This window comes from Streptomyces sp. NPDC048566 (assembly GCF_043199735.1).
Taxonomy (GTDB): domain Bacteria; phylum Actinomycetota; class Actinomycetes; order Streptomycetales; family Streptomycetaceae; genus Streptomyces.
The window spans coordinates 1-26,779 of sequence record NZ_JBICWL010000003.1; the positions used below are offsets into that span (position 1 = coordinate 1).

Annotated in this window: 24 protein-coding genes, 1 tRNA gene and 1 riboswitch; of the genes, 14 read left to right on the forward strand and 11 right to left on the reverse strand. The window is 71.6% G+C overall.

From position 1 onward, the window contains the following. Positions 1-131: 131 nt before the first annotated feature. A complete protein-coding gene (locus ACGFS9_RS06910) occupies positions 132-1,379 on the reverse strand; it encodes a PTS transporter subunit EIIC (RefSeq protein ID WP_393251291.1) in 1,248 nt (415 codons plus the stop codon). 255 nt (positions 1,380-1,634) lie between these two features. Beyond that, complete coding sequence (locus ACGFS9_RS06915; RefSeq protein ID WP_393251292.1) at positions 1,635-2,921, reverse strand: PTS transporter subunit EIIC; 1,287 nt, start codon at positions 2,919-2,921, stop codon at positions 1,635-1,637. Between the two features lie 174 nt (positions 2,922-3,095). Between ACGFS9_RS06915 and ACGFS9_RS06920 the strand changes: the two genes are divergently transcribed. The 4 genes from ACGFS9_RS06920 (at position 3,096) to rdgB (ending at position 5,537) form a co-directional block, all read left to right on the forward strand. Beyond that, complete coding sequence (locus ACGFS9_RS06920; RefSeq protein WP_362501359.1) at positions 3,096-3,329, forward strand: PTS glucose/sucrose transporter subunit IIB; 234 nt, start codon at positions 3,096-3,098, stop codon at positions 3,327-3,329. 131 nt (positions 3,330-3,460) lie between these two features. Beyond that, positions 3,461-4,207, forward strand: coding sequence for a ribonuclease PH (gene rph, locus ACGFS9_RS06925; protein ID WP_393251293.1), 747 nt, complete (start codon positions 3,461-3,463; stop codon positions 4,205-4,207). A gap of 146 nt (positions 4,208-4,353) precedes the next feature. After that, positions 4,354-4,752 carry a hypothetical protein gene (locus ACGFS9_RS06930; protein WP_393251294.1) on the forward strand — a complete coding sequence of 133 codons (399 nt, stop codon included), beginning with the start codon at positions 4,354-4,356 and terminating at the stop codon, positions 4,750-4,752. A 182-nt stretch (positions 4,753-4,934) separates the two neighbouring features. Beyond that, positions 4,935-5,537, forward strand: coding sequence for an RdgB/HAM1 family non-canonical purine NTP pyrophosphatase (rdgB, locus tag ACGFS9_RS06935; protein WP_393251295.1), 603 nt, complete (start codon positions 4,935-4,937; stop codon positions 5,535-5,537). A gap of 110 nt (positions 5,538-5,647) precedes the next feature. On the opposite strand, the gene ACGFS9_RS06940 is transcribed toward rdgB, so the two are convergent. From ACGFS9_RS06940 to ACGFS9_RS06960, 5 genes are all read right to left on the reverse strand, one after another. Then, a tRNA-Leu gene (locus ACGFS9_RS06940) sits at positions 5,648-5,732 on the reverse strand. Positions 5,733-5,747: 15 nt separating this feature from the next. Continuing rightward, on the reverse strand, positions 5,748-6,788 hold the full coding sequence (locus tag ACGFS9_RS06945) for an HNH endonuclease signature motif containing protein (RefSeq protein ID WP_393251296.1): 1,041 nt from the start codon (positions 6,786-6,788) through the stop codon (positions 5,748-5,750). A gap of 105 nt (positions 6,789-6,893) precedes the next feature. Further along, the gene (locus ACGFS9_RS06950) at positions 6,894-7,214 is read right to left on the reverse strand and encodes a DMT family transporter (RefSeq protein ID WP_393251297.1); all 321 of its coding nucleotides are present in this window, start codon (positions 7,212-7,214) and stop codon (positions 6,894-6,896) included. Between the two features lie 30 nt (positions 7,215-7,244). Next, positions 7,245-7,314: riboswitch (guanidine-III (ykkC-III) riboswitch) on the reverse strand. Positions 7,315-7,362: 48 nt separating this feature from the next. Continuing rightward, positions 7,363-7,719 carry a GroES family chaperonin gene (locus ACGFS9_RS06955; protein ID WP_393251298.1) on the reverse strand — a complete coding sequence of 119 codons (357 nt, stop codon included), beginning with the start codon at positions 7,717-7,719 and terminating at the stop codon, positions 7,363-7,365. Between the two features lie 43 nt (positions 7,720-7,762). Further along, positions 7,763-8,101, reverse strand: a complete 339-nt coding sequence (locus tag ACGFS9_RS06960; RefSeq protein ID WP_393251299.1) for a DUF3618 domain-containing protein — start codon at positions 8,099-8,101, stop codon at positions 7,763-7,765. A 134-nt stretch (positions 8,102-8,235) separates the two neighbouring features. On the opposite strand from ACGFS9_RS06960, the gene bcp reads away from it, so the two are divergent. Continuing rightward, positions 8,236-8,703 carry a thioredoxin-dependent thiol peroxidase gene (bcp, locus tag ACGFS9_RS06965; protein ID WP_393251300.1) on the forward strand — a complete coding sequence of 156 codons (468 nt, stop codon included), beginning with the start codon at positions 8,236-8,238 and terminating at the stop codon, positions 8,701-8,703. A 126-nt stretch (positions 8,704-8,829) separates the two neighbouring features. Here bcp and ACGFS9_RS06970 read toward each other — a convergent pair whose 3' ends face one another. Beyond that, positions 8,830-11,277 carry a transglycosylase domain-containing protein gene (locus ACGFS9_RS06970; RefSeq protein WP_393251301.1) on the reverse strand — a complete coding sequence of 816 codons (2,448 nt, stop codon included), beginning with the start codon at positions 11,275-11,277 and terminating at the stop codon, positions 8,830-8,832. A 197-nt stretch (positions 11,278-11,474) separates the two neighbouring features. Between ACGFS9_RS06970 and ACGFS9_RS06975 the strand changes: the two genes are divergently transcribed. From ACGFS9_RS06975 to ACGFS9_RS06990, 4 genes are all read left to right on the forward strand, one after another. Continuing rightward, entirely contained in the window at positions 11,475-12,275 is an 801-nt protein-coding gene (locus ACGFS9_RS06975) for an ABC transporter permease (RefSeq protein ID WP_393251302.1), read from the forward strand. Positions 12,276-12,279: 4 nt separating this feature from the next. Next, positions 12,280-13,182, forward strand: a complete 903-nt coding sequence (locus ACGFS9_RS06980; protein ID WP_393251639.1) for an ABC transporter permease — start codon at positions 12,280-12,282, stop codon at positions 13,180-13,182. An 11-nt stretch (positions 13,183-13,193) separates the two neighbouring features. Then, positions 13,194-14,192 (forward strand): ATP-binding cassette domain-containing protein, encoded by a 999-nt coding sequence (locus tag ACGFS9_RS06985; protein WP_393251303.1) that lies wholly within the window; start codon positions 13,194-13,196, stop codon positions 14,190-14,192. An 85-nt stretch (positions 14,193-14,277) separates the two neighbouring features. Continuing rightward, on the forward strand, positions 14,278-15,183 hold the full coding sequence (locus tag ACGFS9_RS06990; protein ID WP_393251304.1) for a DUF1707 domain-containing protein: 906 nt from the start codon (positions 14,278-14,280) through the stop codon (positions 15,181-15,183). A gap of 57 nt (positions 15,184-15,240) precedes the next feature. On the opposite strand, the gene ACGFS9_RS06995 is transcribed toward ACGFS9_RS06990, so the two are convergent. Further along, a complete protein-coding gene (locus ACGFS9_RS06995) occupies positions 15,241-16,572 on the reverse strand; it encodes an SGNH/GDSL hydrolase family protein (RefSeq protein ID WP_393251305.1) in 1,332 nt (443 codons plus the stop codon). A gap of 230 nt (positions 16,573-16,802) precedes the next feature. On the opposite strand from ACGFS9_RS06995, the gene ACGFS9_RS07000 reads away from it, so the two are divergent. The 4 genes from ACGFS9_RS07000 to ACGFS9_RS07015 all read left to right on the forward strand — a co-directional run bounded on the left by ACGFS9_RS07000 (position 16,803) and on the right by ACGFS9_RS07015 (position 21,353). Continuing rightward, entirely contained in the window at positions 16,803-18,176 is a 1,374-nt protein-coding gene (locus ACGFS9_RS07000) for a DUF445 domain-containing protein (RefSeq protein ID WP_393251306.1), read from the forward strand. A gap of 54 nt (positions 18,177-18,230) precedes the next feature. After that, positions 18,231-19,778, forward strand: a complete 1,548-nt coding sequence (locus ACGFS9_RS07005) for an MFS transporter (RefSeq protein WP_393251307.1) — start codon at positions 18,231-18,233, stop codon at positions 19,776-19,778. A 148-nt stretch (positions 19,779-19,926) separates the two neighbouring features. Next, positions 19,927-20,286 carry a VOC family protein gene (locus ACGFS9_RS07010; RefSeq protein WP_393251308.1) on the forward strand — a complete coding sequence of 120 codons (360 nt, stop codon included), beginning with the start codon at positions 19,927-19,929 and terminating at the stop codon, positions 20,284-20,286. 548 nt (positions 20,287-20,834) lie between these two features. Continuing rightward, the gene (locus ACGFS9_RS07015) at positions 20,835-21,353 is read left to right on the forward strand and encodes a hypothetical protein (RefSeq protein WP_393251309.1); all 519 of its coding nucleotides are present in this window, start codon (positions 20,835-20,837) and stop codon (positions 21,351-21,353) included. Positions 21,354-21,544: 191 nt separating this feature from the next. Here the strand turns inward: ACGFS9_RS07015 and ACGFS9_RS07020 are convergent, their stop codons facing one another. Next, on the reverse strand, positions 21,545-22,039 hold the full coding sequence (locus ACGFS9_RS07020; RefSeq protein ID WP_393251310.1) for a DUF2269 family protein: 495 nt from the start codon (positions 22,037-22,039) through the stop codon (positions 21,545-21,547). A gap of 291 nt (positions 22,040-22,330) precedes the next feature. Between ACGFS9_RS07020 and ACGFS9_RS07025 the strand changes: the two genes are divergently transcribed. Continuing rightward, complete coding sequence (locus ACGFS9_RS07025) at positions 22,331-23,290, forward strand: GlxA family transcriptional regulator (protein ID WP_393251311.1); 960 nt, start codon at positions 22,331-22,333, stop codon at positions 23,288-23,290. A 279-nt stretch (positions 23,291-23,569) separates the two neighbouring features. Here the strand turns inward: ACGFS9_RS07025 and ACGFS9_RS07030 are convergent, their stop codons facing one another. Beyond that, on the reverse strand, positions 23,570-26,659 hold the full coding sequence (locus ACGFS9_RS07030) for a DUF3427 domain-containing protein (RefSeq protein WP_393251640.1): 3,090 nt from the start codon (positions 26,657-26,659) through the stop codon (positions 23,570-23,572). Positions 26,660-26,779 lie beyond the last annotated feature (120 nt).

Genomic DNA, 26,779 nt, shown 5'->3' on the forward strand with positions numbered 1-26,779 from the left:
GCAAGACGCTCGGCTGGGATACCCCAGCCGAGCGTCTACGTGATCTACTCACCACCTGAAACCAAGCGGTGTTGCGACGACCCCTTGAACCCAAGGGTTCCGGGGCCCTGCCGTGCTTGAGCCGGTTCGGGCTAAGCCTTGGTGAGGTCTTCGACCTCTTCCTCGGGCTCACGTCCCGGAGTGGTGAGGTTGAACTTGATGATCGCGAACCGGAAGACGGTGTAGTAGATCGCCGCGAAGACCAGGCCGATGGGGATGATGAGCCACGGCTTGGTCGCCAGGTTCCAGTTGAGCGCGTAGTCGATGGCGCCTGCGGAGAAGGTGAAGCCCGCGTGGACGCCGAGCGCCCAGGTGATCGCCATGGACAGGGCGGTCAGCACGGCGTGGATGACGTACAGCGCCGGCGCGATGAACATGAACGAGAACTCGATGGGCTCCGTCACGCCGGTCACGAAGGAGGTCAGCGCGAGCGAGACCATCATGCCCAGCACGGCCTTGCGGCGCTCGGGGCGGGCGCAGTGGGCGATGGCGAGCGCGGCGGCCGGGAGGCCGAACATCATGATCGGGAAGAACCCGGACATGAACTGACCGGCGGTCGGGTCACCCGCGAAGAAGCGGTTGAGGTCTCCGTGGACGATGTCGCCGGCGGCGTTCTTGTAGTCGCCGATCTGGAACCAGGAGACGGTGTTCACGAACTGGTGCATGCCGACGGGGAGCAGCCCGCGGTTGATGAGGCCGAACAGACCCGCGCCGAAAGCGCCCAGACCCGTGATCCACTCGCCGAAGTTGGAGATGCCCTCGCCGATCGGCTTCCAGATCAGCCCGAAGAAGACGCCCATGGCGGTTCCGACGAACGCCATGATGATCGGCACCAGTCGACGGCCGTTGAAGAAGCCGAGCCAGTCCACCAACTTCTTGCGGTGGTAGCGCTGCCACAGCACGGCGGACAGCAGGCCCATCAGGATGCCGCCGAGGACGCCGGGGTTGTTGTAGGTCGCGGCTATGTCCGCGCCCTTCTGGATCTTCTCCTCGGTGACGGGGAACGCCTTCAGCACGTTGCTGTAGACCAGGAAGCCGACGAGGGCGGCGAGAGCCGTGGAGCCGTCGGCCTTCTTCGCGAAGCCGATCGCGACACCGATGCAGAACAGCATCGGGAGGTTGTCGAAGATCGCGCCACCGGCCGTCGCGAACACGGCCGTGACCTTGTCCGGCAGGTTCAACTTGTCGTGCACGTCGTCCTGGCCGAGCCGGAGCAGGATGCCCGCCGCCGGCAGCACGGCGATCGGCAGCTGCAGGCTGCGGCCGACCTTCTGCAGGCCCTGGAACAGGCTGGATCCCCGCTTCTTCGCGGGTGCCGCCGATGCGGTGGCGGTGCTCATAGTTCCTCCATGTGCTGGCGCTGCCGGGGGACGAAGGGGAAACAGGGGGATGGGCAGCGGCCGCGTGGTCTACACCACTCAGTGGTGTAGACCTGTTGTAGCACGGTCAAGGCCGGATAAGGAACCCACTGATTTTGTGGTCTCGGCCATAACGGGAACAACCGGTTCCGGTCATGCCGAAGGGCCCCCGGACCAGGTGGTCCGGGGGCCCTTCGGGGAAGCGGCGCAGGCGGGCGGCCCGCGCGCGGGCGCGGGCTACGCCCTGGTCGTGTCCTCCACGTCTTCCTCCGGCTCTCGGCCCGGCGTCTTCAGGTCGAACCGCGTGATCGCGAACCGGAAGATCGTGTAGTACACGACCGCGAAGCACAGCCCGATCGGCACGATCGCCCACGGCTTCGTCGCCAGGTTCCAGTTGATGACGTAGTCGATCAGACCGGCCGAGAAACTGAAACCGTCGTGCACCCCCAGCCCCCACGTCACCGCCATCGAGACACCCGTCAGCACCGCGTGCACCGCGAACAGCAGCGGAGCGATGAACAGGAACGAGTACTCCAGCGGCTCCGTGATGCCGGTGACGAACGACGTCAGCGCCACCGACAGCATCAGACCGCCCACCTCCTTGCGCCGATGCGGCTTCGCGCAGTGCGTGATCGCCAGCGCCGCCGCCGGCAGCGCGAACATCATGATCGGGAAGAAGCCCGAGGTGAACTGCCCCGCGTTCGGGTCGCCCGCCAGGAACATGTTGATGTCTCCGTGCACCACCTGCCCGTCCGGCTTGGTGAAGCTGCCGAACTGGAACCAGATGGGCACGTTCAGGAACTGGTGCAGCCCGATCACCAGCAGCGCCCGGTTCGCCACGCCGAACACACCCGCGCCCCACGCGCCCAGCCCCACCAGCCAGTCGCTGAAGCTCTCCAGCGCGTCACCGATCGGCGGCCACACCCACACGCACAGCGACGCGAACGCGATCGCCACGAACGCCATGATGATCGGCACCAGCCGCCGCCCGTTGAAGAAGCCCAGCCAGTCCACCAGCTTCGTCCGGTGGAACCGCTGCCAGAAGTACGCAGACAGCAGCCCGATCACGATCCCGCCGAACACCCCGGGATTCTGGTACGTGAACTCGACGACCGAGTTGTCCTCCAGCCGGCAGCCCAGCTTGATCGCCGTACTCCCCGACGGGCAGTCCTCCGGAAAGGCGCGCAGCACGTTGTAGTAGACGAGGAAGCCCACCACCGCCGCCAGCGCCGTCGAACCGTCCGACTTCTTCGCCATGCCGATGGCCACACCCACGCAGAACAGCATCGGCAGACCCAGCTGGCCGTCCAGCAGCGCACCGCCCGCCGCCCCCATCACCGTGGAGACGTTGTCCCAGCCGAGCCCGTCCGCGCCGAACACGTCCGGCTGGCCCAGCCGGTTCAGGATGCCCGCCGCCGGCAGCACGGCGATCGGAAGCTGAAGACTGCGGCCCATCTTCTGCAAGCCCTGGAAGGCCCGGTTCCACCGGTCGCGCGCAGGTGAGACGGCACTGACGGCACTCATGGGCGTCCTCCGGGCCGGCCGGTTTGGCGACGACCCGTCCACTGGTGTAGACCAGTTGACGACGCGTCGCTCTGTCGTGACCGCCATCCTTCGGCACCCACGACACGACCGCTCGCGAAGATGGGCCAACTGTGGGTTACTGCGACAAAGCGGTTCTGATCAGGGGAGTAGGACATGGCCACGAAGGCTGAGAAGATCGTCGCCGGACTCGGCGGCATCGACAACATCGAAGAGGTCGAAGGCTGCATCACCCGCCTGCGCACCGAGGTCAACGACCCCTCACTGGTCGACGAAGCCGCCCTCAAGGCCGCCGGCGCCCACGGCGTCGTCAAGATGGGCACCGCCATCCAGGTCGTCATCGGCACCGACGCCGACCCCATCGCCGGGGAGATCGAAGACATGATGTGAGGACCCGGACCCGCCGAGGCCACGCCGCCCCCGAAGCGGCCCACCATCTCGACGCACCCGCCTCACCCGTGAGGGGCTGCTTCCGCCACCGGCGGACAGCCCCTCACCCCTGTGCCGATAGGCTCGGCCGCATGTCTCGCATCGACGGCCGCACCCCCGAACAGCTGCGCCCCATCACCATCCAGCGTGGCTGGAGCAAGCACGCCGAGGGCTCCGTCCTCGTCTCCTTCGGCGACACCAAGGTCCTCTGCACCGCCTCCCTCACCGAAGGCGTCCCCCGCTGGCGCAAGGGCAGCGGCGAAGGCTGGGTCACCGCCGAATACTCCATGCTGCCCCGCGCCACCAACACCCGCGGCGACCGCGAGTCCGTCCGCGGCAAGATCGGCGGCCGCACCCACGAGATCAGCCGCCTCATCGGCCGCTCCCTGCGCGCCGTCGTCGACTACAAGGCACTCGGCGAGAACACCATCGTCCTCGACTGCGACGTCCTCCAGGCCGACGGCGGCACCCGCACCGCGGCCATCACCGGCGCCTACGTCGCTCTCGCCGACGCCGTCACCTGGGCCCAGGGCAAGAAGCTCGTCAAAGCCGGCCGCAAGCCCCTGACCGGCACCGTCGCCGCCGTCTCCGTCGGCATCGTCGGCGGCGCCCCCCTCCTCGACCTCTGCTACGAGGAAGACGTCCGAGCCGACACCGACATGAACGTCGTCTGCACCGGCGACGGCCGCTTCGTCGAGATCCAGGGCACCGCCGAGGCCGAACCCTTCGACCGCAAGGAACTCGGCGCCCTCCTCGACCTCGCCGCCGCCGGCTGCGCCGACCTCGCCGCCGCCCAGCGCGCCGCCCTCGAATCCACCCTCGAGGCAACCGAGCGCTGACCCCACGCGTTCTCAGAGGTACGGGCGCGCGGTCCCACCGCGCGCCCCACCGGCCACGTCGGACCGGATCGGGACGACCTCACCGCGGGACGCACCGGCCGCCGACACGGCCGCACGCCACCATGCCCACGGGGAGGGACCGATCCATGGCCGCGCACCACCACCGTCGTCGCCGTACCGCCGCACTGGCCGTCACCGCCGCGCTCACCGTTCTACCCGCCGTCATCGGCTGCGACGCCGTCAACAAGGCGCTCGACTGCGTACAGACCGCCGACTCCATAGCCGACAGCGTCACCGACCTCCAGCAGGCCGTGGAGAACGCGGCCGACGACCCGTCCCGCACCGACGCCTCCCTCGACTCCATCGAGACCGACCTCGACCAACTCGCCGCCACCACCGACGACGCCGACGTCGACCAGGCCGTCGACCACCTCGACAAGGCCGTGGCGAACATCCGCACCGCCATCCAGAACGGCGACAACACCCCCGACCTCAGCCCCGCCACGGACGCCGCCGGCGAACTGACCAAGGTCTGCACACCGTAGGCCCCCACGCCGGCCCCCCCGGGCGCGGGAGGCACCCCCCGCCCGGGCAGCCGCCCCACTCCACCCAGGTGCCCCCCGCCGTTCGCCGGGGGCGCACACTTCCCCCCACCGGAAACCGCCCTCCCGGCGCCGACAAGGACACGGCCCCCTCCGACCGCCACGCCTCGGAGATACTGGCCACCATGACCCGCCTGATCCTCGCCACCCGCAACGCCGGCAAGCTCACCGAACTCAAGGCGATCCTCGCCGACGCGGGCATCCCGCACGACCTCGTCGGCGCGGACGCCTACCCGGACATCCCCGACGTCAAGGAAACCGGCGTCACCTTCGCCGAGAACGCCCTCCTCAAGGCCCACGCCCTCGCCCGCGCCACCGGCCTGCCCGCCGTCGCCGACGACTCGGGCCTGTGCGTCGACGTCCTCAACGGCGCCCCCGGCATCTTCTCCGCCCGCTGGGCCGGCCGGCACGGCGACGACCAGGCCAACCTCGACCTGCTCCTCGCCCAACTCGGCGACATCGACGCCCCGCACCGCGGCGCCCACTTCGCCTGCGCGGCGGCCCTCGCCCTGCCCGACGGCACGGAACGCGTCGTCGAGGGCCGCCTCCTCGGCACCCTGCGCCACACCCCGGCCGGCACCCACGGCTTCGGCTACGACCCGATCCTCCAGCCCGAGGGAGACACCCGCACCTGCGCGGAACTCACCCCCGCCGAGAAGAACGCGATCAGCCACCGGGGCAAGGCGTTCCGGGCGCTGGTCCCGGTCGTGCGCGACCTGCTGGCCTGAACCCGGGACCGGGCCACGGACAACCACGAGGGCGCGCCGTCCACACGACGGCGCGCCCTCGACGTGCGAAGGCCCGGTCCGTGCCGGACCGGGCCTTCGTCGTCGAACCGTGCGGTCGGTGGGACTCGAACCCACACGGGATCTCTCCCACGGGCACCTAAAACCCGCGCGTATAGCCTATTCCGCCACGACCGCCCCAAAACGGACACATCATCGTCGTTCCGCTTCGTGCCGCTCAGTGTACGGGGGCCTCGGCGCCCCCGGTGTGGCGCCCGCCTTCCGGCGACACCATGTCGCGGTCAGGGCGTGGCAGTTCGGACACAGGTAGCGCAGGTTCCCGGCCCGGTTGTCCAGCCAGTCGCCGTCGATGTGATCGATCTGGAGCGTCATCGGCGATCCCCTCCACCGTCCGGCGTTTCCGCAGGAGGCGCACCGGTACGGAACCCCCAGCTCCTGGAGTGCCGAGTGCAGCCGCGCCCGGTTGGGGCGGGCCGATCCCGGAGGCAGGACCACCAGGATGCGCTCCGCGGCCGAAGTCCGCCGGCCCCTGTCGGTGGCACTCCAGGTGCGCCGCGTGAAGTGGCCGGTATCCAGGCCCAGTTGCGCCACCTTGCGGCGGACGCGGCGGTGGTTGGTGTCGTTCACGTCGAGGTTCAGCGCGCGCATCACGTCCGCGTAGCTCGTGGCGGTCGGAACGGCCGCGCGCAACGCCTCGTCGGGAACGGCGAGGCGTGCCCCGCGGAAGTGGGCCGTGTCGACGCCGTGTTCCCTCAGCATCCGGCCCAGCGTCGCCCTGGACCGGCTGTCGTCGGGGACCCCGAGCGCCCGCGCCGTCGCCCGGATGCTCGTGGCGGACGAGGCGGCGGCCCTCAGCTCCTCGGGAGTGAAGGGCAGGTCCGGGCGCGGCCGGTCGATGCCCGGGAAGTGGCCGATGTCGATGCCGGCCGCGACGATGCGGCGCCGGATGTGCGCGAGTGTGCCGGTCGCCGGGGTGGCGCCGAGACGGAGCGCCACCTCGCGCAGGGTCGTCGACGCCGCCGCGGCCTCGGCGATGGCGTCGTCCGGGTAGCGGGTCCAGGGGCTGCGCCGGGTGAAGTGCCCGGTGTCGATTCCGTGGGCCGCGACCCGCTCTCGCAGCACTCTCCGCCGGCCGCCGCTCGGCTCGCATCCCAGGCGCCGCATGAGATCGCTCCAGTTGCGCGACTGCGCGACGGCCGCGACGAGCGTGTCCCGGTCGTATGTACCGCTCACGCTCTCCGCCCCCGCCTTCGCCGTCCGGTGTGCGTCCGCCGCCGTGTTCGCGGCCCGAACGAACCAACGAGCAGCTCATCCGATCGTCACGCCCCGGGCTGGGGGTCAGTGGCCGGACGTCGCCTTCAGTCCGACCACCGCGACCAGCAGCAGGGCGATGAAGAAGAGGCGGGGGGCGGTGGCCGGTTCGCCGAGGAGGAGCATGCCGAGGAGGGCGGCGCCCGCCGCGCCGATGCCGACCCAGACGCCGTAGGCCGTGCCGATCGGCAGGGACTTCGCGGCGTACGACAGGAGGAGCATGCTGGCGACGATTCCCGCGCCGGTGAGCACGCTCGGGACCGGGCGGGTGAAGCCGTCGGTGTACGTCATTCCGATCGACCAGCCGACTTCGAGCAGACCGGCGACGAGCAGCAGAACCCAGGCCATGGGGGCACCTCCGACAGACGTGGCGAACGGGGTGCGTCGTCTTCGCCTTGCCCGGTACGGCGCGTCTCGTCGGGTGTCCCCACGGTAGCAAAGGACGGCCGAGGGGGCCGGTGACGATGGTCACCGGCCCCCTCGGCGGGCGCTCGTGCTAGAGGTACAGGCCGGTCGAGTCCTCGGAGCCCTCGAAGCGGTCCGCGGCCACGGCGTGCAGGTCCCGTTCGCGCATCAGCACGTAGGCGACGCCGCGCACCTCGACCTCGGCGCGGTCCTCCGGGTCGTACAGGACCCGGTCTCCGGGCTCGACCGTGCGGACGTTCTGGCCCACGGCGACGACGTCGGCCCAGGCGAGGCGACGGCCGACGGCCGCCGTCGCGGGGATGAGGATGCCGCCCCCGGAGCGCCGCTCGCCCTCGGCGGCGTCCTGCCGCACGAGCACGCGGTCGTGCAGCATCCGGATGGGCAACTTGTCGTCGTGGGGGGTGTGCTGTTCCCGTTTGGCGCTCACGCCCAGAACCTACCTGCCGCCGGGGCGCGCGGGGGCCGCCGGGTCAGCCCTTGCGGCGCCGCGTCCCCAGGGTGAGCAGTCCGACGACGCCCACCGCCAGCAGCGCCGCCGGAACGATCCGCTCCATCCGGGGCGAGCCCTCCTCGGTGACGAACTGCCCCTTCACCTCGCCGACGACGCGGTTCACGCCGACGTAGGCGCGCCCCAGGGTGTGGTCGATGCTGGAGGCGACCTTGGCCTTGGCGTCTCCGACGATCGTCTTGGGGTGCACGCGCACGCCGATCTCGTCGAGCGTGTCGGCGAGTGTTGCGCGGCGGTTCTTGATGTCCGCCTCGATCTGCGCCGGAGTCCTGGTATCCGACGTGTCCGACGTATCCGACACCGCGCTGCCTCCGTGGTCGTGTAGTGACTGCCTGGTCCGGACAGTCTGTCAGCTCATGCTGCGCCGCACCCCTCGGCACCCCCCATTACGCTCGTTCCGTATGCGTTCCATCCACCCGGCCACGTGAGGTACCGATGAGCGAGCGACTCCAGCCCGGCGACACCGCCCCCGCCTTCACCCTGCCCGACGCCGACGGCAACGAGGTGTCGCTGGCGGATCACAAGGGCCGCAAGGTCATCGTCTACTTCTACCCGGCCGCGCTCACTCCCGGCTGCACCAAGCAGGCCTGTGACTTCACGGACAACCTCGACGTGCTGGCGAGCGCCGGGTACGACGTCATCGGGGTCTCCCCGGACAAGCCGGAGAAGCTGGCCAGGTTCCGTGAGAAGGAGTCGCTGAAGGTGACGCTGGTCGGGGACCCCGACAAGTCGGTGCTGGAGGCGTACGGCGCCTTCGGGGAGAAGAAGCTGTACGGGAAGACGGTCGTCGGGGTCATCCGCTCCACGGTGGTGGTGGACGAGGAGGGCAAGGTCGAGCGGGCGCTGTACAACGTGAAGGCGACCGGGCACGTCGCGAAGATCATCAAGGATCTGGGGATCTGACCCCGCGCGTCGCGGGCCGGCGGTCCCGGGGCCGCTTCGCCTGAGGGCGGGGGCCCGGGGCCGCCCGGCCGCGGGTGTGCCCGGTGCGGTCGGTGGCGCCCGGTGCCGCCGGGGCGGGTCCCGGTGTCAGGGCCGTCCTGCCGAGAGCGGGCCCCAGGGGCCCGCCGTGTCGGTGCCGGTTGCGCCGTCCGTGGCTCCGCCGGTACCGGTTGCGCCGTCCGTGGGGGTGCCGGTGGTGCCGCCGTCGGTGGTGCCTCCGCCGTCGCCGCCCCCGGTGGCGCCGCCGGTGTCGGTGCCGCCGCCGGTCTGCCCCTGGTCCTGCCCGCCCGTCTGGCCCTGGGTGCGGCCGTCGGGCCGGCCGGGGGACCGGCTGGGGCCCTGGGTGCGTCCGGGGGTCCGGTCGGGGGTCTGCGGGCCGCCGTCGGTGGTGCCGTCGTCCTGGCCGCCGGTGGGGTCCGGGTCGCTCGGTTCGTAGGAGGGGAAGTCCTCCTGCTGCTCGGCGCCGGGCTGGAGCTGGAGGTCGAAGTCGGAGGGGTCGGTGCCCTCGAGGGCGTTTCTGGTGAACTGGGCCCAGATCCGGGCCGGGTAGCCGCCGCCGTTCATGCGGGCCTCGCCGAGTGCGCCGTACAGCGACTTGTGGGCGCCGGTCTCGGGGTCCTGGCCCATCACGGCGACGACGGTCGCGAGGTCGGGGGTGTAGCCCGCGAACCAGGCGGCGGTGTCCTCCTCGGCGGTGCCGGTCTTGCCGGCGGCGGGCCGGTCGGCGGCCTGTGCGGCCTGGCCGGTGCCGTCGTCGACGACGCTGCGGAGCATGGACGTGGTGGTGTCGGCGGCCTCGCGGCTCACGGCCTGCCCGGTCTGCTGCCGTGGCGGCTCGATGTCGTCCTGGCCGTCCTTGGTGATCTTCTCGACGAGCGTGTACGTGCCGTGCCGGCCGTGGTTGGCGAGCGTGGCGTAGGCCTGCGCCATGTCGAGGACGCTGGCGGTGGCCGGGCCGAGGGCGATGGAGGGGGTGGGGGTGAGGTCGGGGGTGCCGGAGGGCAGGCCGAGGGCGACGGCGGTCCGCTCGACCTTGCCGGGGCCGACGTCGACGGCCATCTGGGCGTACACCGAGTTCACCGACTTGTCGGTGGCGGTGGCGACGGTGATGTCGCCGTAGGAGACGCCGTCCTCGTTCTCCGGGGCGTACCGGCCGCCGTTCCAGCCCTGGACGGGCCGCTGGTCGGTGCCGTCGTAGACGGTGTTCGGGGTGATCATGCGGCCGTCCCGGGTCGAGGAGAAGTTCTGCACGGCCGAGGCGAAGACGAACGGTTTGAAGGTGGAGCCGACCTGGTAGTCCCGGCGGGTGGCGTTGTTGACGTACTGCCGGGTGTAGTCGATGCCGCCGTACATGGCGAGGACCTTGCCGGTGGACGGGTCGATGGCGACGCCGCCGGCCCGGACGTACCGGTCGGTCGGGCGGTTCTTCTTGTCGAGGCGGTCGGTCACCTGGTCGTCGACGGCTTCGACGAAGGCGTCCTGCTTGGGTTTCTGGAGGGTGGTGGTGATGCGGTAGCCGCCGCCGGCGAGGGTGTCCTCGTCGAGGATGTCGTGGGAGGTCAGGTAGTCGTTGACGGCCTGCACGAGGTAGCCGCGCTGTCCGGACAGGCCGGCGGGGCTCTTGGCCTGTCCGGGGGGCGGGAAGGTGACGCGGGCGCGGGCGGCCGGGGTGAGCCACTTCTCCTTGACCATGCCGTCCAGCACGTAGTTCCAGCGGGCGAGGGCCGATGCCTTGTTCTCGGGGTGGGCGACGACGTCGTACTCGCTGGGGGCGTTGAGCAGGGCGGCGAGGTAGGCTCCCTGACCGGCCGTCAGGTCCGAGGCGTCGACGCCGTAGTAGGCCTGGGCGGCGGCCTGGAGGCCGTAGGCGTTGCGGCCGTAGTAGCTGGTGTTGAGGTAGCCCTCCAGGATGGCGTCCTTGCTCTTCTCCCGGTCGAGTTTGATCGAGATGAAGAACTCCTTGAACTTGCGCGTGACGGTCTGTTCCTGGCCGAGGTAGTAGTTCTTCACGTACTGCTGGGTGATCGTCGAGCCGGACTGCTTGCCCTTGCCGGTGACGGTGTTCCAGCCGGCGCGCAGCATCGCCTTGAGGTCGACGGCGGACTCGGTGTAGAAGTCGCGGTCCTCGGCGGCGAGGGTGGCGTGCCGGGCGTCCGCGGACATCCGGGCCAGGGAGACGTTCTCGCGGTTGACGTCGCCGTCGCGGGCGAGCTGGCTGCCGTCGGCGTAGAGGTAGACGTTGCTCTGCTTGGTGGCGGCGGCGTTGGCCGGGGGGATCTCGACGAGGTAGTAGCCGAGGGCGAAGAGGCCGACCAGGAGCATGACCGCGATGACGAGGGTGCCGGCCACGGTCCGCCAGGTCGGGACGAGGCGGCGCCAGCCGGTGCGCGGGCGCTTGTCCTTGCGTTGCGCCGTGCCCTTCCCGCCGGTTCCCTTTCCTCCCGCCGCGGGGTCGGCGGCCGGGCGGGGGCCCGGTTCCGGCTCCCTGGGTGCCCAGCCCTGGTCGTTGCGCTGCGGCTGCGGCTCGTCACTCATCTGTTCGCCGGACTCCTGTTTCGCGTCGTACGTCGCCGTACGCCTCTTACGCCTCGTGCGCGCCCTGGAAGACTGTCGCACCCCGCGTTCCGTTCCCCGGCCCCGGCACGCGTCGCGCCGGAAAATGCCTGGCGGCGTCGGCGGGGCCCGGGCTAGGCTCCTGCGCTTTGGCTCAACGCTCGGGAGGAGGACCGGTTGTGGGCACGGCGCGGTTGTACGCCTCCGTGGTGGCGGGCGGGTTCCGGCGGTACGCGACCTATCGGACCGCGACGGTCGCCGGCGTCTTCACGAACACCGTCTTCGGGTTGATCCTCGCCTACATCTTCCTCGCGCTGTGGGACGTCAGACCGCACCTCGGGGGCTACGACCAGGCCCAGGCGCTCAGCTACGTGTGGCTCAGCCAGGCGCTGCTGATGGTGGTCGCGGTGATGGGCGGCGGCTTCGAGGACGAGCTGGTCGAGCGCATCCGCACGGGTGACATCGCCATCGACCTGTACCGTCCGGTGGACCTCCAGTCGTGGTGGCTCGCGCAGGACGCGGGGCGGGCGCTGTTCCACCTGCTGGGGCGCGGGGTGGTGCCGCTGGCCTTCGGGGCCCTCTTCTTCGACCTGGCGCTGCCCGCGGACCCGCTGGCCTGGCTCGCCTTCCTGGTCGCGGTGACGCTCGGGGTGGTCGTGGGTTTCGCGCTGCGGTTCCTGGTGGCGCTGTCGGCGTTCTGGCTGCTCGACGGGGCGGGTGTCGCGCAGCTCACCATGATCGCCGGGGTGTTCTGCTCGGGGATGCTGCTGCCGCTGAACGTGTTCCCGGGGACGCTCGGCGAGATCGTCCGGGCCCTGCCGTGGTCGTCGCTGATCCAGGCGCCGGTGGACGTCCTGCTCGGCACGGCGGATCCGCTCGGCACGTACGCCTTCCAGGCCGGCTGGGCGTGCGCGCTGCTCGCGGCGGGGCGGCTGCTGCAGTCGGCGGCGACGCGGAGGGTGGTGGTGCAGGGTGGCTGACCCGGTGGCCGGGACGGTGCGGGAGCGTGCGCCCGGTGGAGCCGGGCCGGGGGAGCGGGCGGCGGACGGCCGGCCCCCGGCGAGGGCGGGCGGATGGGAGCGGCTGTGCGACGGGCTGCGCTCGTACCGGCTGATCACGGCGATGTGGATGCGGTCGACGATGGCCTACCGGGCGTCGTTCGCGATGACCGCGTTCGGCAACTTCGTGGCGACGGCCCTGGACTTCGTGGCGATCCTGCTGATGTTCTCGCAGGTGGACCGCATCGGCGGGTACGGGCTGCCGGAGGTGGCCTTCCTGTACGGGGTGGCCGGCACCGCCTTCGGGCTCGCGGACCTCGCGCTCGGCTCGATGGACCGGCTCGGGCGGCGGGTGCGCGACGGCACGCTCGACACCCTGCTGGTGCGGCCGGTGCCGGTGCTCGCACAGGTGGCGGCCGACCGGTTCGCGCTGCGCCGGCTGGGCCGTGTCGTGCAGGGCCTGCTGGTCCTGGGGTACGCCCTGGCCGTCCTCGACATCCGGTGGACGCCGCTGAAGCTGCTGCTGGTGCCCGTGATGCTGCTCAGCGGCGGCGCGATCTTCGCGGCGGTGTTCGTGGCGGGCGCGGCCTTCCAGTTCGTCGCGAGGGACGCCTCCGAGGTGCAGAACTCCTTCACCTACGGCGGCAGCACGCTGCTGCAGTACCCGCCGACCGTCTTCGCCAAGGAGATGGTGCGCGGGGTGACGTTCGTGCTCCCGCTGGCCTTCGTCAACTGGCTTCCCGCGCTGTACGTGCTGGGGCGGCCCTATCCGCTCGACCTGCCGGCGTGGGTCGCGTTCACTCCACCCCTGGTGGCCGCGGGATGCTGCGCGCTCGCCGGGATCGCCTGGCGCGCGGGGCTGCGCGCCTACCGCAGTACCGGAAGTTAGGGGAATCGGGCGTGGCCATCACCGAGGACGGCGGTCCCGCGGGGCCGGTCGGCGGTCTCATCGAGCTGGACGGCGTCGAGAAGGTCTTCGACGTGCGCAGGCGGACGGGGTTCCTGCGCAGCGAGCGCCGGCGGGTGCGGGCGGTCGACTCGATCTCCTTCACCGTGGCGCGCGGCGAGATGGTCGGGTACATCGGCCCGAACGGTGCGGGCAAGTCGACGACGATCAAGATGCTCACCGGCATCCTCACCCCGAGCGGCGGCCGGCTGCGGGTCGCGGGGCTCGATCCGTCGCGGGAGCGGACCCGGCTGGCCCGCCGGATCGGGGTGGTGTTCGGGCAGCGCACGACGCTGTGGTGGGACCTGCCGCTGATCGACTCCTACCGGCTGATGCACCGCATGTACCGCATCCCCGACGGGCGTTTCCGGGAGAACCTGGACCGCTGTGTCGAACTCCTGGAGCTCGGGGCGCTGTTGGACGTGCCGGTCCGGCAGTTGTCGCTCGGGCAGCGGATGCGCGGCGATATCGCGGCGGCGCTGCTGCACGACCCGGAGGTGCTCTACCTGGACGAGCCGACGATCGGGCTCGACGTGGTCAGCAAGGCGCGGGTCCGGGAGTTCCTGCGGGACCTGAACGCGGAGCGCGGCACGACCGTCCTGCTCACCACGCACGACCTCACCGACATCGAGCAGCTGTGCCGGCGGGTGATGGTCATCGACCACGGGCGGCTGATGTACGACGGTCCGCTGTCCGGGCTGCACGAGGCGGGGGAGAGCGAGCGGACCCTGGTGGTGGACCTGGAGCGGGAACTCCCGCCGATCGAGGTGGAGTCGGCGCGGGTGGTGCGGGTGGAGGGGCCCCGGCAGTGGCTGGCGTTCCCGGCGGACCGGTCGGCGGCTCCGCTGGTGGCGCGGATCGCCGCGGACTACCCGCTGCTGGACCTGTCGGTGCGGGAGCCCGACATCGAGGCCGTGATCAGCCGCATGTACGCGGAGCGGGCGGTGTCGTGAGCCCGCCGCGGCGCGGTGTTCCGGGTGCCCGGCGGGGCGGCGAGCGGCATGGCGGGCGCGCGGGGTACCTCGTAGGCTGATGTCCATGACGGACGACGAACTCCCCGCGCTGCGCGCCTCCGACGCCGATCGTGAACGGGTCGCCGAACGGTTGCGGGACGCCCTCGCCGAGGGCCGGCTCGACATGGAGGAGTTCGAGGAGCGGCTGGAGGCGGCGTACACGGCGCGCACCTACGGCGAGTTGGCTCCGATCACCCGCGATCTGCCGGGACCGGGTGTCGCGCCGCCGGTGTCCATGGTGAAGCAGCCCGAGGACGACGGCAGTTGGGCGTCGCGGATCGTGGGCGGGGAGGGCTCCTCGTCCTGGGGTGTCGCGGTCCTGTCCGGTTTCGAGCGCAAGGGCCGCTGGACGGTGCCGCGGAGGTTCAACTCCTTCGCCTTCATGGGCGGCGGCGAGATCGACCTGCGGGAGGCGAACTTCGCGGACCGCGAGGTGGTCGTCAACTGCGTCGCGGTGATGGGCGGGATGAACGTCGTCGTGCCGCCGGGTGTCGAGGTCGTCGTCCGCGGCATCGGGATCATGGGCGGCTTCGACCACCGGGAGGAGGGCAGGCCGGGCGATCCGGGGGCGCCCCGGGTGGTCGTGACGGGCTTCGCCTTCTGGGGCGGTGTGGGGGTCGAGCGCAAGCCGACGCGTGCCGAGCGGCTGCGTCAGCGCGAGGAGCGCCGCCGGGAGAAGCAGGAGCGCAGGGCGGCCCGCAAGGAGCTTCAGGGGTCGCAGGGCGGGCGGCTCGGTGACGTGTTCGACGTCCTGGACGACGCGCGGGACCTGATCCGCGAGCGGCACGAGGACCATCACGAGTACCGCCGCGACCGGGAGCGGGAGCGGCGCGAGCTCCACGAGGAGCTGCGCGACCTGCACCGCGAGCGCCACGCGGCGCGCCGGGAGCGCCGGGAGGACCGCGACCGGCGCCGCTTCGGAGACCGCTGACGCCTCCCGCCCCCGACACCGGGGAGCGGGAGGCCGGGGGCGGGCCGGACCGGTCGGTCAGAGCTCCGCGGGGGCCGAACCCTTCAGCTCGGTCAGGTCGAACCAGTCGGCCATCCGCCGGAACCCCGAGTCGCTCGGGTGGAGGTGGTCGCCGGAGTCGTACGCGGCCCGCAGCCGGCGCGGGTTGTACGGGTCGCGCAGCGCGGCGTCGAAGTCGACGACAGCGTCGTACACCCTCCCCGCGCGGATCTCGGCGTTCACGGCCTCGCGCACCGCCTCGCGCCGGACGGTGTAGCCCCGGTGGCCCTCGAAGGGCATCAGGGTGGCGCCGACGACCCGCAGGCCGCGGGAGTGCGCCTGGCGGACCAGGGTGCGCAGGCCGTCCGTGATGGTGCGCGGGTCGACCTGGCGGGGGTTGCGCAGGATGTCGTTGACGCCGAGGTCGATGACGACCGCCTTGACGTTCGTGCGGTCCAGCACGTCCCGTTGGAAGCGGCTCAGCCCGCTGGGGTTGTCGGCCGGCCGGCCGAGGCCGGCGGCGAGGACCTGGTTGCCGCTGATGCCCTGGTTCACGACGCTGTAGCGGGGTGTCCGGCCGCTGCCGGCCGCGGCGCGCAGCCGCTCGGCGAGGACGTCCGTCCAGCGCCGGTTGGCGCCCACGGTCGAGGTGACACCGTCGGTGAGCGAGTCGCCGAGCACGACGACGGTGCCGGACGCCTCGTCGCTGAGCACGTCGAGCGCGGTCAGGTAGCGCCAGTACGGCGTCTGTTCGGTGTACGGGGTGCCGCTCGCGTCCTCGGTGCGGTCGCCCTCTGCCACGTAGGAGAGCTGACGGGCCATCGGGTGGTAGGTGACCGGTCCGGACGGGGTCGGCGAGTAGGTGGTGACGAGGACGTCCGCGCCGTGCGGGATGCGCACGCGGACGGCGTCGCTCATCACCTGACCGCCCGCCGGGATCACCACGGCCGTGGAGCCGCCGAAGGTGAGGCGGCGCAGGGTGTCGGCCGCCGCCGCCGGGGTGCCGGTGGTCGCGGCGACCGCGATCGTGGCGTGCGCGAGGGCCAGCGGCTGCTGCCCGTAGAGGTTCGACAGCGTGATGCGGGCGCCCGTGCCGCCGACGGCGGCGTGCACGACGTTGCGCACGGAGCGGCCCGCCATGCCGGTGGTCTCCGTGTCCGGTTCCGCTCCGGCCGGGGACGCCGACCAGGCGCCCACCCAGGTGCCGGTGGACGCGGGCGCGGCTGAGTTGTGCGACGTGCGCCCACCGGCGACGTCGGTCCGGGTGCCGCTGCCTTCGTCGGCGGCGACACCGATGTAGATGGCCCCCGAAAGGACCACGACCACGGCGAGTACCGCGGCGAGCAGGGCATAACCGTGACGCTTGGTCATGCGGTGCGTCTCTCCTCGAAAACGACGGGAGCGTAAGGCTCCGATGTGATCACCCCATGATGCGGCATGGGCCGGGAGAGCGCCGACGCACCCCCCATCGGGTCCCTCCGGTCGATTCCCCGCCCGAACAGACGCGGGGGACGCGTCGGGCGTTCCCGCGGGCGGCCGGGAAAAGGGGGAAAGAGACAATGGTCACCGGGTGAGTCGGGTTCTGCGGACGGGTGGAGCGAATGGATCGCATGAAAGCGGGCGGATCGGGTGGCGTGCGCGGCACCGGAGGGCGCGCCCCGTCCGCCGGCGCCCCGGGCACCGGGACGCCCGCCCCGCCCCCGGGCCGGGCGATGAACACCTTCAGCGCCGCCGACGTCGAGAAGCGGCGCGGGGTGCGCCGGATGAAGGCCACCGCCACCGGTTTGCTCCTGCTGGTCGCCCTCGTGTACGTGCTGGCGACGTGGGCCTCGCACGCGGGCGCCGGGGCCTGGGCCGACTACGTCGCGGCGGCGGCGGAGGCCGGCATGGTCGGCGCGATGGCCGACTGGTTCGCCGTCACCGCCCTCTTCCGGCACCCGCTCGGGCTGCCCATCCCGCACACCGCGATCATCCCCACCAAGAAGGACCAGCTCGGCGTCTCCCTCGGCGAGTTCGTCGGCGAGAACTTCCTCTCCGAGGAGGTCGTCCGGCAGCGGCTGCGCGCCGTGGGCATCGGCAGCAGGCTGGGGGCCTGGCTCGCCGTCCCCGAGCACGCCGACCGGGTGACGGCCGAGTTGGCCGCCGCCCTGCGGGGCGCGCTGACCGTGCTGCGGGACGCGGACGTCCAGGCCGTGGTGGGCGAGGCCATCACCCGGCGGGCCGACGCCGCGGAGGTCGGGCCCGGCATCGGCAAGATGCTGGAGCGGGTCGTCGCCGACGGCGGGCACCGGCGCGTCGTCGACCTGGTGGTCGGCCGCGCCCACGACTGGCTGGTCCTGCACGACGAGCAGGTCATGGCCGCCGTGCAGGGCGGCGCGCCCGGCTGGACACCCCGCTTCGTGGACAAGAAGGTCGGCGAGCGCGTCTACCGCGAACTGCTCCGCTTCGTCACCGAGATGCGGGACGCGCCCGCGCACCCGGCCCGGGGGGCCCTGGACCGCTTCCTCACCGACTTCGCCGCCGACCTGCAGTCCGACACCGACACCCGGGCCCGGGTGGAGCGCCTCAAGGGCGAGGTGCTGGGCCGCGGCGAGGTCCAGGACCTGATCGCGTCCGCCTGGACGGCCGTACGCTCGATGATCGTCTCGGCGGCCGAGGACGAGCGAAGCGAGCTGCGGCTGCGCGTGCGGGCCTCGCTGCTGTCGCTGGGCGCCCGGATGGCCACCGAGCCCAAGGTGCAGGCCAAGGTCGACGGCTGGGTCGAGGGCGCCGCCGTGTACGTGGTGACGACGTACCGCACGGAGATCACCTCGCTCATCACCGACACCGTCGCCGGCTGGGACGCCGAGCACACGACGAAGAAGATCGAGGCGAACATCGGCCGTGACCTGCAGTTCATCCGGATCAACGGCACGGTGGTGGGCTCCCTCGTCGGCCTGCTGATCCACACCGTGTCGCAGGCGCTGGGGGCGTAGCCGGGCGAAGATCGGGGAACCCGTGCGGCGTTCACTCGACGGAGAGGGACCCTCATGAGCGCAGCTGCCCCGCCACCCCCGACGCCCGCCGCCACGGGCACGATCACGACGAGCGTCCCCGCCCGTCTGGACCGGCTGCCGTGGTCCCGCTGGCACTGGATGATCGTCATCGGCCTCGGCACCGTCTGGATCCTGGACGGCCTGGAGGTCACCACCGTCGGCAACATCGCGGGCCGCCTCTCCGAGGACGGCAGCGGCCTGTCCATCACCTCGGCGCAGGTCACCGGCATCGCGGCGGCACTGTACGTGGCGGGCGCCTGCGCGGGCGCCCTCTTCTTCGGCTGGCTCACCGACCGCTACGGCCGCAAGAAGCTGTTCATGGTCACCCTCGCGGTCTACCTCGCCTCGACCGCCCTGACCGGACTGTCCTTCGACGCCTGGTGGTTCTTCACCTTCCGCTTCCTCACCGGCTTCGGCATCGGCGGCGAGTACGCGGCCATCAACTCCGCGATCGACGAACTGATCCCCGCCAGGTACCGCGGCCGGGTCGACCTGATCATCAACGGCAGCTACTGGCTCGGCGCCATCGGCGGCGCCTTGCTGTCGATCGTCATGCTGAACACCGACATCTTCCCCAAGGACCTCGGCTGGCGGCTCACCTTCGCCCTCGGCGTCGTCCTCGGCCTGGTGATCCTGCTGGTCCGGCGGCACGTGCCGGAGAGCCCCCGATGGCAGTTCATCCACGGCCACGGCGAGGAAGCCGACCGCCTCGTCGACTCGGTCGAAAAGGAAGTCGAGAAGGAGACGGGCACGGCGCTGCCCCCGCCCGCGGGCGAGATCACCGTCGAACAGCGCAAGAGCATCGGCTTCGGCGTCATCGCCCGCACCGTCTTCGGCCGCTACCCCAAACGCGCGGTGCTCGGCCTCGCCCTCTTCATCGGCCAGGCCTTCCTCTACAACGCCATCACCTTTGGCTTCGGCGCCATCCTGACCACGTTCTTCGACGTCCCCACGGGCGGCACCGGCTACTACTTCGCCGTCATCGCGGCCGGCAACTTCCTCGGCCCGCTGCTCCTCGGCAAACTCTTCGACACCGCCGGCCGCCGCGTCATGATCTCCTCCACGTACCTGCTCTCCGGCGCGCTCCTGTTCGTCACCGCCTGGCTCTTCGACCAGGGCTCCCTCAACGCCGTGACGATGACGGCCTGCTGGTGCGTGGTGCTGTTCTTCGCCTCCGCGGGCGCCTCCAGCGCCTACCTGACGGTCTCCGAGGTCTTCCCCATGGAGACCCGCGCCATGGCCATCGCCTTCTTCTACGCCATCGGCACCGCCGCCGGCGGCATCAGCGGCCCGCTGGTCTTCGCGGACCTCACCGAGTCCGGCGTCGTGGGCGACACGGTGCTCGCCTTCCAGATCGGCGCGGCCCTGATGTGCGCGGCCGGACTGGTCGCCGTGTTCCTCGCCGTCAACGCCGAACGCCGCTCCCTGGAGGACATCGCCGCGCCGCTGTCCACGGCGCCCGCCGCCGGTGGAGCCTCGTCCGCGGCCTCGTCCGCGGCGGCGCAGCGGGACTCCGGCCCGGGGGCCGCCGGGCCGACCTGACATCATCCCGGCGGGCGGCGCGGGCGCGGGCCGGCGCACCCTGCCGCAGGCCGGGACCCCGCCGTCGGGACCCCGCGGGCGGCGGTCCGCCGCCCGCCGCCCGCCGTCCCGGCCCGACCGCATCCGGACCAGCAGGAAGGCACCGCCCATGACCGTCCGCAGGATCGTCCCCGACCTCCGGGTCGGCTCCGAGGGTGACCTGGCGACGCACCGCGACTTCTACGGGCTGCTCGGTCTGGAGGAGGTCATGAACCAGGGCTGGATCATGACGCTCGCCTCGCCGGCCGCCCCCACCGCCCAGATCAGCTTCCTCACCGAGGAACGCACCGCCCCCGTCGTCCCCGACCTGAGCGTGGAGGTCGACGACGTCGACGCCGTGTACGCCCGGGTGCTCGCCACGGACGCGGCGATCGTGCGGGAGCTGCGGGACGAGGAGTGGGGCGTACGCCGGTTCTTCGTGCGTGATCCGAACGGGCGGGTGGTGAACGTGCTGGGGCACCGGGGCTGAGCGGTTCCCCCGCCCCTCCGCTTCCCGGCAGGGGCCCCGCGGCACCGGGCCCCGCGGCACCGGGCCCCGCGGCACCGGGCCCCGCGGCACCGGTGCCGCGGGAGGCGCCCGCGGCTCCGAGCGCCGGTGCCCCGGACCGGCCCTCCTTCCGGACCGGCCCTCCCTCGGCGTGCCGCATCGGCCCACCGCCGCCGTCCGGCCCGCCACGAGGCCAGGGCAGATGCCGGCCACCTCCCGCGTCGCCGCGCGTTCGCCTGCGGGGCTGCGGGGCTGCGGGGCTGCGGGGCTGCGGGGCTGCGGGGCTGCGGGGCTGCGGGGCTGCGGGGCTCCGGGGCTCCGGGGCTGCGGGGCTCCGGGTGTGCGGATCTGCGGGTCCGGTCCCGCGGTCCGCGGTCCGGGGCACCGTCCCGCCTCGGTGGCCTCGGTGGCCTCGGGTCCCCGGGCGCCGGCCCGGGGCGCTCGACGCTCTGTGCCACCCGGCCCGGGGCGCCCGCGCTCGGCTCCCTCTACGATCGGGGCGACGGCACGGGGGAATCAAGGGGTGGGCTGTGGGCGGAGCGGGACGGGGGCGCAGAGCGGTCCTCGCGCTGGGCGCGACGGCGCTGCTCGGCGCGTGTACTCCGACGAAGAAGAGCGACGACGGCCCCCGGGTCCGGACCGACCCGGAACCGCTGCACCGCCGGTTCCCCCAGCTCGGCCCCCTGTCCGACGCGCACTGGCTGGGAACCCCGTTGGGCGGCGACTCCCGGGTTTCCGCCCCGGGGCCCACGGACGTCCGCGTGGTCGGCACGGCCCGGATGCGAGCGGGATCGGCCGCCGCCATCACCGGGGTGCCGGAACGGCGGTTCCGCCGCGCGTCGGTGGACCGGTGCCCCGACGACATCGTGGAGTTCCTGCCCGAGGGGGCGCGGTGGGTCCGGATCACCTCCTTCGACGAGGAGGTGACGGCGTCGGCGTACTCCGGCGCGTTCTCTTTCGACCCGGACACCGACACCGTCTACTTCGACACGGTCGATCCGCGCGTCGCCACCGGCCCGGGTCCCTCCTCCACCGGCCCCGGGTCCTGATCCCGGCGGCGGCCGGACCCCGGTCGCCGCTCTCCCGGCCGGCCCTGCCCCGGCCGTACGACGACGGCGCGCCGGACAGGACCCGACCCCGCCGTCCGGCCCGCCCCGCGGAAACGCGCTGGAGCCACGGCGGTGCCGGCAGGTCGCGGAGCCGGGCAGGCGAGCCCTCGCCGACGCCTCGGCGGGCACTCTCATACCCCTGTCGTCGACCCCGGGCGGGCGATCATCAGGACGGTGACGGTGGCCCACAGCAGGTTGAAGATCCCGGTGGACATCGCGAGCCGGACCGTGGCCGCCCGCCCGTCCACCGGCATGCCCCCTCCCGGCCCCTCGGTCGCCACGGTCCCCCCGAGGGCGTCCAGGACGGCGCTCTGGCGGGGCAGCACAAGCAGGGCGAGCACGCCGGCCGCGAGCGCGGTCAGCACGATGGAGACGATCAGCCAGGTGTCGCCCAGCACACCCATGGCGTTCGCCGTGCCGAACCCGAACACCGGGACGGCGACGCCGACGACGGCGTACACGCGGCAGACACGGTGCAGCAGCCGCGCGGTGGTGCGGGCGTCGGCGTCGTCCGGCGCCCCGAGAGCGCGGCGCGCGGCGGGCGGGAACATGCTGGCGGCGACCGTCACGGGCCCGACGGCGACGATCGCGGCGATGACGTGGACGGCGAGAAGGAACGTGGTCACGGGGTGACGGTAGGCGGGGCGGCGATCAAGCAGAAGTGGCGCTTTTGCCACGACCCAACGGATTTTCGCCGCCCGTCACCTGGTGCGGGCACCCCGAAAGGGCGCGTCCGCCGCCCGAACGGCTCGGCAACCGAACGGTTCGACGCCCTGCCCGATCGTCCGCCCGCCCACCTGGTCTCCAGCCCACTTGGTCTCCCGCTCGCCGGGTCCCCCGCGCGCGCTTGCGCGGAGTCGGACCGCATCGGGGAGGCACGCGGTGGCGAGAATCCGTCGCATGCCTAGGCTTCCGCCATGCACACCGTCGCCGTCCTGGCGCTCGACCAGGTGATCCCCTTCGACCTCGCCGCCCCGATCGACACCTTCGGCTGGGCCAGACTGCCCGACGGCCGGCCCGCGTACCGCACCCGCGTCTGCTCGGTCGCGGCGGGCGACGAGGTGAACGCGGGCGCCTTCACGCTGCGCGCGCCCCACGGGCTGGAGGCGCTGGCGGAGGCCGACACGATCGTCCTTCCGGGCCGGTCGGACCCGTCGCTGCCGCTCCCGCCCGGTGTGGCGCGGGCGCTGCGCGCGGCGGCGGCGAACGGCACGCGGATCGCGTCGGTCTGCGTGGGGGCGTTCGTCCTCGCGGCCACCGGCCTGCTCGACGGGCTGCGGGCGACGACGCACTGGCGGGCGGCGGCCGAACTGGCGGCCCGCCACCCCGCGGTGACCGTCGACCCGAACGTCCTCTACGTCGACAACGGCCAGTTCCTCACCTCGGCGGGCGCGGCGGCGGCCCTGGACATGTGCCTGCACATGGTGCGCCGGGACCTCGGCTCCGCGGTCGCCGCGGACGCCGCCCGGCTCTCGGTGATGCCCCTCGAACGGGAGGGAGGGCAGGCCCAGTTCATCGTCCACCCGCAGCCCCCGGCTCCGGCCGGCACGACGATGGAACCCCTTCTGGCCTGGCTGGAGGAGAACGCGGAACGCGCCCTGACCCTGGAGGACATCGCCGCCCGGGCCGGCACCAGCACCCGCACCCTCAATCGCCGCTTCCGCGAACAGACCGGCACGACACCGCTCCAGTGGCTCCACCTGGCCCGCGTCCGCCGCGCCCAGTACCTCCTGGAGACGACCACCCACCCCGTCGAACGCATCGCCACCCAGGCCGGCTTCGGCTCCCCGACCGCGTTCCGGGAACGCTTCAAGAGGGTGGTGGGCACGAGCCCGCAGGCGTACCGGCGGGCGTTCCAGGGGGAGAGGGCGGCCTGACCGCGCCCTCGGTCCACGCCCGGTTCAGCCCTCGCCGGCCGGCGAGGGCCCAGGAGGCGAGCGGCAGGGGCCCGGCGAGACCTGGGACGGCGGGCTGCGATGCACCGCACCGGACGCCGCGAGCTGTCCGGCGCACCTTTTTGGGCACGGCGCTAGCACGGGCGGGTCGACGGGGTGCGGCGCCCCGGTGGGACGGGCCCGCGGCCGACCGTGCGCCGGGTCTACCGCCGCTCTGCCCGAACCGGGGCCGCTTCTGAGGGCACGTCAGGCTGGAGCGCCTCACCCAGAGGTGATGGCCGCGTAGGTCCACACGTCCGCCGGCAGGTCGTGCTGGAGCTTCCAGGTGATGCCCATGGGGCTGCTGCCCTTGTGCTCCCTATAGGTTGCCGGCCCCAGCAGCATCCATGGCTGCGATTTTCCTATGTCGGTGTACTTGTATCGCCGCATGAAGAGGAGCATGTGTGTGCCCTGCTGCTCGTGGTGCTGGTAGCGCAGACCTGTGCGCGACGTTTCAGCCGTCGTTCCCTGGGACTCCCAATGGAACAAGGAGGGGCTCAGGGCGTAGTCCTTGTAGCGGACGGTCGGAGAGAAGTCCTTCTCGTTCTTCTCCAAGGTGATCAGCAGTGCGTCCGTCCGGAGATCTTCGACCCACTGCACGCCCTGGGCGAATGTTCTGGGCATCTGCCCGCCGAAGCGCGCGACACCGAGTGCGGCCAGGATTTCTGATCGGTTGTAGGAGCTGTGAACCTTCAGAGGGACGTCCTTGTGCGCTCCTGACAGAGGAAGGGGGAAGTGGTCGCACTGCTGCATGACATGGGCGAGCACCTGTCGAAGCTCGTCGCGGACCACCGACTGCCCCCGCAGCGAGTCCAAGCCCTCGGCGACATCAGAGAACCCGCCCCCGTTGTCCCACAGGTTGAAGAAGAGCATGCGAGCGTACACCTGCGCGGTGGGGTCGAGGGCTGCGTAAGGCGGAGCGTCGTCTGCGAGCAGGCGCAGATAGGCGTGTGCCCGTTCGGGATCATCGACGTGGAGGAATGCGTGGACTCGCTTGAGCAGCTCTCCCTCTCCCAAGGGCGCAACGTCATTCAAGAGGCCGGACTTTCGCAGGACCGCCGTCCATGAGGTATCACCTTTGTAGACCTCTTTGATCTCTCGGCGGCTCTCGCGAAGATAGTCAGCGAGCCGCGGAGTCTCGTACGCTCTGGCTTCCTTCACCAGAGTCCTCACCGTCGCGCCCAACTGCGTGCGAATGTTGTCGAGTACGAGATCCTTGGACTTCCCCTCCAACACGATGTGGCAACCGGAGGGTAGTTGGGGAAAGCCTCGCTCGATGTGCTCGACCAGCCGGTTGCGAGAGAGGTTGGTGATGGCTCGGAACTGCTCTTCGAAGCGGAATTCCGCGCGATGCTGGCCGATGAAGTCCAATACGGTCAAGACCGGCTTGGACTCCGTGCGGCGCAGGCCCCGGCCCAGTTGCTGAAGGAAGACCGTGGCACTGCTCGTGGGACGCAGGAGGAGCAGCGTGTCGACGTCCGGTATGTCGAGCCCCTCGTTGAACAGGTCGACCGAGAAGATCACTTGCAGCTTCCCGTTGCGCAGATCGGTCAGGGCCTGTGCGCGGACGCCGGCCGAGGAGTCGCTGTCGAGCGCCACCGCCCGGAGGCCGGCGGCGCGCACGGCAGAGGCCATGAAGTGCGCGTGGGCCTTGGTGACGCAGAACCCTAGGGCCCGCATGTCCCCGGGGCGCGACACCTTGTCCTGGATCTGCCTGAGCACGATGCGTGCGCGTGCTTCGTTACCCGTGAACAGTTCGCCGAGGTCGCTGTCGGCATAGGCGCCGTTTTTCCACCCGATGCCCCGCAGGTCCGTTCCGTCCGGGATGCCGAAGTAGTGGAACGGGCAGAGCAGATCGTTCTCCAGAGCCTCCCACAGGCGCATTTCCGCGGCGATGCGTCCCTCGAAGAACTCGTCCTGGACATTGCGCCCGTCCATCCGCTCGGGCGTGGCCGTAAGTCCCAAGAGCTGCTTGGGCTGGAAGTGGTCGAGGACGCGCCGGTACGTGGCCGCTGTGGCGTGGTGGAACTCGTCGATGACGACGATGTCGAAGTGATCCGGGGCAAGACCTTCAAGTCGCTGAAGGTTGAGTGACTGCACACTGGCGAAGACGTGCCGCCCCTGCTGAGGGTTCTGCCCGCCGTGCAGCAGCTCGCCGAAAGAGGCGTCGTCGAGAACCTCCCGGTACGTACGCAGGGACTGGCTCAGGATCTCCTTGCGGTGTGCGACGAACAGCAGGGTGGGAGCCCGCCCGTCCGCTTGTTGCTTCAAGGCCCGGTAGTCCAGCGCAGCCATCACCGTCTTGCCGGTGCCGGTGGCAGCGACCAGGAGATTGCGGTGGCGATCATGGATCTCCCGCTCCACGCGGAGACGTTCGAGCATGTCGCGCTGATGCGGGAAGGGACGCACCTCAAGGCCCGACAGGCTGATCCGCACGTCATCGCTGCCATCACCGCCCCCGGCACGGGCCAGGGCCCGATCGATGCGCTCCCCGTCCCCCTCCGGGTCGTAGGTCTCGAAGGCGCTGTCATTCCAGTAGGCGTCGAAGGTCGCCTCGAACTTGTCGAGTACGGCCGGTGTGGCCACCGACGAGAGCCGGACGTTCCACTCCAGGCCGTCGAGCAGGGCGGCCCTGGACAGGTTCGAACTCCCGACGTACGCCGTATCGAAGCCACTGTTGCGTCGGAACAGCCACGCTTTGGCGTGGAGGCGTGTGGAGCGGATCTCGTAGTTGACCTTCACCTCGGCACCGAAGTCGCGTACGAGGCGGTCGAGAGCCTGGCGATCCGTCGCGCCCATGTACGTGGTCGTGATGACGCGAATCGGAACGCCTCGTGCCCGGGCCGCGTGGAGGGAGTCTTCCAGGACGCGCAAGCCGTACCACTTCACGAACGCGCACAACAGGTCGATGCGATCCGCAGTGGCCAACTCGGCCCGGATTTCGGTTCCGAGACTGGGGTCCTCCGGCGAGTTCGTGATGAGCGCCGTCTCCGAGAGCGGGGTCAGCGGTCGCACGGCGTAGACGCCGGGGGCCTCCTGTTCTGCCAGGGCCAGGAGTTGGCGGGGCCCGTCAGCTATCAGTTCGACGCTGTCCCGTGTGCTGGTGCCGGAGGGTGCGGGATCGTCGAGGCTGATGGCCTTGATGATGCGGTTCGCCACGGCCACTCGTTGGCCGGGTGGCACGTCAGCGAGGTGTCGCCCGATGGCGTGGCTGAGGTGTCGCGCGATCACATGGGGGGAGGACTCCTCACTGACGTCGGCGTCGATGGCCTTCCAGCCTGCTGCGTCCCACTCCTCCATCCGAGCCTGCATCCGCAGCGTGATCAGTTCCTCGTACACGCCCGCCACAGGCTCCGGCCGATTTCCTGGTTGAGTCACGCTGTGCCCCCCGATCACTGTTGCGGCTAGGACCCGTTGTAACAGGAGCCTGCG

Excerpts from the sequence above, each read along its gene's own strand:
- ACGFS9_RS06950 (WP_393251297.1), bottom strand. The coding sequence starts at position 7,214 with ATGGCCTGGGTTCTGCTGCTCGTCGCCGGTCTGCTCGAAGTCGGCTGG.
- ACGFS9_RS07025 (WP_393251311.1), top strand. The coding sequence starts at position 22,331 with ATGCACACCGTCGCCGTCCTGGCGCTCGACCAGGTGATCCCCTTCGAC.
- rdgB (WP_393251295.1), top strand. The coding sequence starts at position 4,935 with ATGACCCGCCTGATCCTCGCCACCCGCAACGCCGGCAAGCTCACCGAA.
- ACGFS9_RS06920 (WP_362501359.1), top strand. The coding sequence starts at position 3,096 with ATGGCCACGAAGGCTGAGAAGATCGTCGCCGGACTCGGCGGCATCGAC.
- ACGFS9_RS06910 (WP_393251291.1), bottom strand. The coding sequence starts at position 1,379 with ATGAGCACCGCCACCGCATCGGCGGCACCCGCGAAGAAGCGGGGATCC.
- ACGFS9_RS06995 (WP_393251305.1), bottom strand. The coding sequence starts at position 16,572 with ATGACCAAGCGTCACGGTTATGCCCTGCTCGCCGCGGTACTCGCCGTG.
- ACGFS9_RS07030 (WP_393251640.1), bottom strand. The coding sequence starts at position 26,659 with ATGCAGGCTCGGATGGAGGAGTGGGACGCAGCAGGCTGGAAGGCCATC.
- ACGFS9_RS06930 (WP_393251294.1), top strand. The coding sequence starts at position 4,354 with ATGGCCGCGCACCACCACCGTCGTCGCCGTACCGCCGCACTGGCCGTC.
- ACGFS9_RS07000 (WP_393251306.1), top strand. The coding sequence starts at position 16,803 with ATGGATCGCATGAAAGCGGGCGGATCGGGTGGCGTGCGCGGCACCGGA.
- ACGFS9_RS06990 (WP_393251304.1), top strand. The coding sequence starts at position 14,278 with ATGACGGACGACGAACTCCCCGCGCTGCGCGCCTCCGACGCCGATCGT.
- ACGFS9_RS07005 (WP_393251307.1), top strand. The coding sequence starts at position 18,231 with ATGAGCGCAGCTGCCCCGCCACCCCCGACGCCCGCCGCCACGGGCACG.
- ACGFS9_RS06970 (WP_393251301.1), bottom strand. The coding sequence starts at position 11,277 with ATGAGTGACGAGCCGCAGCCGCAGCGCAACGACCAGGGCTGGGCACCC.
- ACGFS9_RS07010 (WP_393251308.1), top strand. The coding sequence starts at position 19,927 with ATGACCGTCCGCAGGATCGTCCCCGACCTCCGGGTCGGCTCCGAGGGT.
- ACGFS9_RS06915 (WP_393251292.1), bottom strand. The coding sequence starts at position 2,921 with ATGAGTGCCGTCAGTGCCGTCTCACCTGCGCGCGACCGGTGGAACCGG.
- rph (WP_393251293.1), top strand. The coding sequence starts at position 3,461 with ATGTCTCGCATCGACGGCCGCACCCCCGAACAGCTGCGCCCCATCACC.
- bcp (WP_393251300.1), top strand. The coding sequence starts at position 8,236 with ATGAGCGAGCGACTCCAGCCCGGCGACACCGCCCCCGCCTTCACCCTG.